This window comes from Spongiactinospora gelatinilytica, assembly GCF_003236385.1.
In the GTDB taxonomy this organism is placed as follows: Bacteria; Actinomycetota; Actinomycetes; order Streptosporangiales; family Streptosporangiaceae; genus Spongiactinospora; species Spongiactinospora gelatinilytica.
Genome location: NZ_POUA01000772.1, coordinates 1 through 934, shown reverse-complemented (window position 1 = coordinate 934; position 934 = coordinate 1). Strand labels below are relative to the sequence as shown.

At 73.2% G+C, this 934-nt stretch carries 1 protein-coding gene; it reads left to right on the top strand.

The genetic code is table 11. From position 1 onward, the window contains the following. Positions 1 to 217 precede the first annotated feature (217 nt). Positions 218 to 934: ROK family protein (locus C1I98_RS39310; protein WP_111172229.1), on the top strand; the 717-nt coding region annotated here is incomplete at its 3' end.

Genomic DNA, 934 nt, shown 5'->3' with positions numbered 1-934 from the left:
CCGCCCGGCCTGTCCGCCGAGGTGGAGGCCGCCCTCAACCGCGTCCTGGGCCGTAGCTGACCCACCCCCGCCCATCGGTGGGCGTCCAGGAGCGCAGGTCAAAGGGCCACAAGGAGAACAGGGCGCTGCTGCGCTATGGTCAAGGCGCGCCAGTCCACATAACGGTCGAGGCGTGACGAACACCACCTTTTCAGCATTTAATCAACGGATGGGCGGCATGAGCGCGTTCGTAGTGGGCCTCGACGTGGGCGGCACCTCGATGAAGGGAGGCGCCGTCACCCGCGAGGGCGTGGTCCTCCATACCGAACGCCGCCCGACCCCCCGCGCCGACGGCCCCGACGCCGTGGTGGCGGCCATCCAAGCCTTCATCCTCGACCTGTCGCACATCCCGCCCGCGGGCACCGAACTGGCCGGCGTCGGCCTCTGCGTGCCCGGCCTGGTCACCCCCGACGCCGCCCTGTTCTCCGCCAACATCGGCTGGCGCGACGTCCCGGCGTCCGCGTTCGCCCCCGAGGGCGTGCCCGTCCGGCTCGGCCACGACGTACGCACCGGCGGCCTCGCCGAAGCGGTCATCGGCGCCGGGCGCGGGGTCGCGGACTTCCTCTTCCTGCCCATCGGCACGGGCATCGCGGGCGCGTGCGTGCTGAACGGCTCACCGTACGCCGGCGCGACCGGCTGGGGCGGCGAGATCGGCCACACCCCCGTCTACCCGGACGGCGAGCCGTGCGCCTGCGGCCAGCGCGGCTGCCTGGAGACCTATGCATCCGCCGCGTCCGTGGCGCGGCGCTATGCAAGCCGTACGGGTCGCACGGCGCCCACCGAGGAGATCGCCATCCGCGCCGCCACCGGCGACGACCCGGCCGCCACCGAGGTCTGGACCGACGCCGTGCAGGCCCTCTCCCTCTCCCTGGCCACCTACACCCTCCTCCTGGAC